The organism is Anoxybacillus sp. (assembly GCF_036834105.1).
GTDB lineage: Bacteria > Bacillota > Bacilli > Bacillales > Anoxybacillaceae > Anoxybacillus.
Genome location: NZ_DAITON010000146.1, coordinates 1 through 5,322 on the forward strand (window position 1 = coordinate 1; position 5,322 = coordinate 5,322).

Annotated in this window: 7 protein-coding genes and 1 riboswitch; of the genes, 4 read left to right on the plus strand and 3 right to left on the minus strand. The window is 45.1% G+C overall.

All coding sequences use genetic code 11. From position 1 onward, the window contains the following. On the minus strand, nucleotides 1-166 hold a 166-nt coding region (locus V7Z64_RS11570; protein ID WP_334110485.1), incomplete at its 3' end, for a PD-(D/E)XK nuclease family transposase. 310 nt (nucleotides 167-476) lie between these two features. Here V7Z64_RS11570 and V7Z64_RS11575 point away from each other — a divergent pair. The 3 genes from V7Z64_RS11575 to metC all read left to right on the plus strand — a co-directional run bounded on the left by V7Z64_RS11575 (nucleotide 477) and on the right by metC (nucleotide 3,535). Next, nucleotides 477-962 carry a cupin domain-containing protein gene (locus V7Z64_RS11575; RefSeq protein WP_442885207.1) on the plus strand — a complete coding sequence of 162 codons (486 nt, stop codon included), beginning with the start codon at nucleotides 477-479 and terminating at the stop codon, nucleotides 960-962. Between the two features lie 146 nt (nucleotides 963-1,108). Beyond that, nucleotides 1,109-1,216, plus strand: a riboswitch (SAM riboswitch). 72 nt (nucleotides 1,217-1,288) lie between these two features. After that, nucleotides 1,289-2,392, plus strand: a complete 1,104-nt coding sequence (locus tag V7Z64_RS11580; protein WP_297988932.1) for a methionine biosynthesis PLP-dependent protein — start codon at nucleotides 1,289-1,291, stop codon at nucleotides 2,390-2,392. Nucleotides 2,393-2,395: 3 nt separating this feature from the next. After that, the gene (metC, locus tag V7Z64_RS11585) at nucleotides 2,396-3,535 is read left to right on the plus strand and encodes a cystathionine beta-lyase (protein WP_297988934.1); all 1,140 of its coding nucleotides are present in this window, start codon (nucleotides 2,396-2,398) and stop codon (nucleotides 3,533-3,535) included. Between the two features lie 20 nt (nucleotides 3,536-3,555). Here metC and V7Z64_RS11590 read toward each other — a convergent pair whose 3' ends face one another. Continuing rightward, nucleotides 3,556-4,092 (minus strand): HD domain-containing protein, encoded by a 537-nt coding sequence (locus V7Z64_RS11590; RefSeq protein ID WP_219985493.1) that lies wholly within the window; start codon nucleotides 4,090-4,092, stop codon nucleotides 3,556-3,558. Between the two features lie 120 nt (nucleotides 4,093-4,212). On the opposite strand from V7Z64_RS11590, the gene V7Z64_RS11595 reads away from it, so the two are divergent. Continuing rightward, nucleotides 4,213-4,743, plus strand: a complete 531-nt coding sequence (locus V7Z64_RS11595; RefSeq protein WP_297988937.1) for a hypothetical protein — start codon at nucleotides 4,213-4,215, stop codon at nucleotides 4,741-4,743. Between the two features lie 46 nt (nucleotides 4,744-4,789). Here the strand turns inward: V7Z64_RS11595 and tnpA are convergent, their stop codons facing one another. Beyond that, entirely contained in the window at nucleotides 4,790-5,188 is a 399-nt protein-coding gene (gene tnpA, locus V7Z64_RS11600; protein ID WP_334110483.1) for an IS200/IS605 family transposase, read from the minus strand. Between the last annotated feature and the right edge of the window lie 134 nt (nucleotides 5,189-5,322).

The following is a 5,322-nucleotide window of genomic DNA, read 5'->3' on the forward strand; positions in this document are numbered from 1 at the left end:
CTGTTTCTTTCGTGAGTTCGGTGTTTTCAAACTGTACGTCGATGATGCGATCATCCCCAGTCCGATGTAGCAAAGCATTTAAAAACGCCATGGTGATTGACTTTCTGCTTGGGTGGCCGAACAGTTGTTTAAACATAAAATCCATTTTTAAATCGAGGTATTGCATACAGATCATCCTTTCGTAGAATATAAGGGGCAATTTCATTACAATCGGGAAATACGGGAAATGCAAAAGTGGAAAATTGAATTTTGTGGGTGATTTTTATGACAAATGGGGTGAAAAAGCGGGAGGATGAACTGTTTTTTAGGTTGAAAAATTAATTTTTGAAGTTACAAAAAGTAGTTTGCGATCGGTGTGGATCGGCATTGTTATATTGGAGATATCGTTCATTTCAATGGGTGAAAAAAGTATTAGGGACGTTGTTCAAGCACGGCGCATAACATAGCGATTGATGATATTGAAAGAGGTGGGAATGTTGTATTATTACTATCCGAGCTATATGTATGTGCCGATGTATCCATATCCGATGATGGGGTATCCGCTTCCGCGCGCAACCGCGACAGATTACGGGCCGAATCCATTTGTTGTGCAAATAGAAGAAGCGACGAAACAAAACAATATGTTTCGTACGGCGCTATGGACAGGGCCGCATTTGCAAGTGACGTTAATGAGCCTTCAAGTTGGAGAAGATATCGGATTAGAAATTCATAATCATCTCGACCAATTTTTGCGTATCGAACAAGGGGAAGGCATTGTGCGGATGGGAAAAAGGAAAGATCAGCTCACGTTTGAAAGGAAGGTAGCGGACGGATCGGCTATTTTCGTGCCAGCGGGAACGTGGCATAACTTGATGAACACGGGAAACGTTCCACTTAAACTGTACTCGATTTATGCCCCGCCACAACATCCAGCTGGAACGGTGCATCCGACAAAAGCAGATGCCCTTGCGGCAGAACGATAAGAGACTTGGGGCGATGCCTCAAGTCTTTTTTGCTCCAACTTTTCCTTGGGCAACATACTTGATTATTAGGCGATAAAAAACAGTTGCAATGTTTTTGAAAATGATGTACATTAATTAAAAATCAGAAAATTCGATATTGTTTTGCGTTCTTATCGAGAGAAGCGGAGGGACTGGCCCGATGAAGCTTCAGCAACCAGCCGGAAACGGTCAGGTGCTAAATCCAGCGAATTGGCGTTCAATTCGGAAGATAAGAAGAAGCGATTGTCTATGGACAAAAAAGCCTTCTTCTTTGAAGGCTTTTATTTTTTTAGAAAGGAAGAGAGCGAATGAGTCATATCGAAACACGGTTAGCGCAAATTGGTAATCGAAGCGAGACAACGACGGGGACGGTCAATCCGCCAGTATATTTTTCAACGGCGTATCGTCATGAAGGAATCGGACAATCGACAGGGTACGATTACGTTCGAACCGGCAACCCGACAAGGCATATTGTCGAAGAGGCGATTGCACAGCTAGAAGAAGGGGATCAAGGTTTCGCATGTAGTTCAGGCATGGCGGCGATTCAAACGGTGTTTGCGCTATTTGAAAGCGGCGACCATTTTCTCGTTTCGGCCGACTTATATGGCGGGACGTATCGTTTGTTTGAAAAAGGCTGGCGCAAGTGCGGCATGACGTTTACATACGTCGATTTTCGCGATGTTGATGCGGTGAAGGGGCATGTGACGGACAAAACAAAGGCGATTTTTTTAGAAACGCCAACGAATCCTTTAATGCAAGAAGCGGACATCGAAGCGGTCGCGGCGTTTGCGAAACAACATGGGCTGCTTCTTATCGTTGATAATACGTTTTACACCCCTGTACTGCAAAAGCCGCTCACAAAAGGAGCCGATATCGTCGTTCATAGCGCGACAAAATATTTAGGCGGACATAACGATGTGCTAGCTGGGCTCATTGTCGCCAAAGGAAAACAATTGTGCGAACAGCTGGCGATGTATCATAACGCCATCGGTGCGGTGTTGTCTCCATTTGATTCATGGCTGTTAATTCGCGGCATGAAGACGCTTGCGCTTCGCATGCGCCAGCACGAACAAAACGCAAAGGCGATATATGAATTTTTAGCCGAACATGAAGATGTGACGGACGTATTGTATCCGGGAAGAGGAGGAATGTTGTCGTTTCGCGTGCGCGATGAAAAGTGGGTGAATGCCTTTTTACGAAGTTTACAGCTCATTACGTTTGCGGAAAGTTTAGGCGGTGTCGAAAGTTTTATTACGTATCCAGCGACGCAAACGCATATGGATATTCCAGAGGATGTTCGCATCGCAAACGGGGTGTGTAATCGCCTATTGCGTTTTTCTGTCGGCATTGAACATGCGGACGATTTAATTGCTGATTTAACTCAAGCGTTTCAACGCATGAAAGAGGTGTAGAGGATGGATTTGCAAACGCAACTCGTTCACAATAAATGGCAGATCGATGCGCAAACGGGGGCCGTTAGCGTCCCGATTCATCATGCGTCGACGTTTCATCAGTTTGACTTTGATACGTTCGGCAAATACGATTATAGCCGTTCGGGCAATCCGACGCGCGAGGCGTTGGAGGAGACGATTGCGGAATTAGAAGGTGGAGTGAGCGGTTTTGCGTTCGCTTCCGGCATGGCTGCCATTTCAACAGCGTTTTTATTGTTGTCAAAAGGGGATCACGTATTAATTACCGATGATGTGTATGGTGGAACGTATCGCATCCTCACCGATGTATTGAGCCGATTTGGCATCGAGCATACGTTTGTCGATATGACTGATTTAGATGCGGTAGCGCGCCACATTCGCCCAAACACGAAAGTCATTTATATGGAAACGCCATCGAATCCGCTATTGAAAATTACGGATATTCGTGGGGTTGTGAAGCTCGCCAAAGCGCACGGATGTTTAACGTTTTTAGATAATACGTTTGCGACGCCTGTGTTACAGCGTCCGCTTGATCTCGGCGTCGATGTCGTTTTGCATAGCGCGACGAAATTTTTAGCCGGCCATAGCGACGTTGTAGCTGGACTTGCGGTTGTCAAAGATGCGCGCTTGGCGAGGGAACTGCGCAAACTGCAATATTCGTTTGGTGCGGTGCTTGGCGTGCAAGATGCGTGGCTTGTGTTGCGCGGGTTAAAAACGCTTCACGTTCGGTTAGATTACGCTTCACGTTCGGCGTTGCAGCTGGCGCAGTTTCTCCATCGTCATCCGAAAGTGGCGCACGTATATTATCCGGGGCTTTCTTTTCATGAAGGTCATAACATTCATCGCGATCAAGCGCGCGGGTTTGGCGCGGTGCTGTCGTTTGAATTGGAAGACGAACAAGCGGTGCGGACGTTTGTGAAACATGCGCGCATCCCTGTGTTTGCGGTCAGTCTCGGGGCGGTCGAGTCGATTTTATCGTATCCGGCGAAAATGTCGCATGCCGCTATGCCGAAAGCGGAGCGCCATCGCCGCGGCATTACGGACGGCTTGTTGCGCCTAAGTGTTGGATTAGAGGCGACCGATGATTTGCTTGCTGATGTGGAACAGGCGTTATCATATGTATAGGCTAGGCACATCGCCTAGCCTTAGCTAATTTGGTCGAGCGCATCACGCTTCATTTGCTGTTCGACCATGCGATCAAGTTGTTGAATTTTTTTCAAGGCGAGTTCGTCATCGATTTGGCGATAATGATGTTTACCGCCCGGTTCTTCATCCGCTTCATCCGCAAGTTTGACGATCGTCTGGAGCGGCTTTCGTTTTAATTCTCCTTCTGGAAGGTACGAATCGGTGTGAAGCAAAATGGCGAGGGCAATTTCTTTCGCATGTTGAGGGTGTTCGCCGAGTCGAATAAGCAACTTATGCGCTCGCTCTGCCCCTTTAATCGCATGAATATCGTTTTGTTTATATGTTTCATAGTCCCACGTTCCGTTTGAGTACCATTCATAATGACCGATATCATGAAGCAAAGCAGCTTTTGTCGCTAAATCGACGTTCACTCCATAAAGCAAGGCGAGGCGATATGCGTGGTATGCGGTAGCGATGGCGTGCGCGACGCCTGAACGTTTCAAATATTTTTGAGTGATGGGGTGAAGGAAGATGTCAGTTAATGTGACACGTCTCATAGCTCACCATCCCTTTCGAATGTTTTTCTAATTATCATATCATGTCTTTTTTAGAAAAGGCAATACATATTTTTTCTGTTTTTTCTTCATACTAAGTGAAAAAAGGTTTGGAGGACGCGTATGTTTTTATCCTTATTGTTATCAGTTATGACGGTCGTGTCGGCTCAAGGGGACGTGTGTACGAAAAAATTGGATGAAGCGAACGTGCAGCTATGTGGCAAAGAAGATGGAGAGTGGCTCCGTCACTTCACGCTACATGTCGGAAAAGAAACGTATACGTTTCCAGAATGGGAGCATGTAAACGACCCGAAAGCACTTCCGCAATTGTATTCGATGGACGTGACGGAAGATGGAAAAGAAGATATTGTCGTTTTTCTCGTAAAAGCGCGCGGAAACGGAACGTATAAAAACGAGGTGCATGTGCTATCTCATCAACGAAACGGCATTGAGGAAGTCATCGTCGAAGATCCGCGTCCCATCATCTTAAAGAGCGTCAAAATGAAAGAGACGGACGAAGGGACAGAGCTGATCATCGATCATGTCCACGCGCTCATTCCGCACAATCGCGAAGGCGGGAAGGGGATAAAGACGACATTCAATCGCTTTTTAAAATACGCCGTCGATAAACAAAAATTGAAGGCCGTTTTATAAGATTGGGCGTAAAACCCCTATGCCTTTAGGCTAGGGGATGTAAGCCCTAACGACCTTGTTCTTGAATATATTTTTGAATAATCTCTTTGCTTACATTCCCAATACTACAAGAAAAATATCCATCACTCCAAAAGGTTCGTTCTTTCCAAAAATGTCGGCATAAGTACACTTCGTGCTTTTGCCACATTCGATAAGTTGTGAGTTGCTTTAATAATCTAACGATTTCAAGAATACTCCATTTTGGAGAATATCTGATTAAGATATGAATATGGTCTTTGTCTATTTCTTGCTCAATAATTTGCCAACCGTAATGATTAGCTATTGATTCGATTTCAGTTTTAATATCATCACCGACTTTTAATAATAGCTTTTTTCGATATTTGCAAACAAATATGAAGTGACATATAAGCAAGTGCTTACTATGATTTTCAGAAATATACTTCAACCCGTGGTGCTAGATAAAATCGAGTAAGCATAAAAATAGCCCTTGCCTGAGGATCTCCTGTAGAATGAAAGTGCGATCCAACATTCGAAAGGAGAATCCCCATGCAAGAGCACTTTCATTTTACAACAGACCAA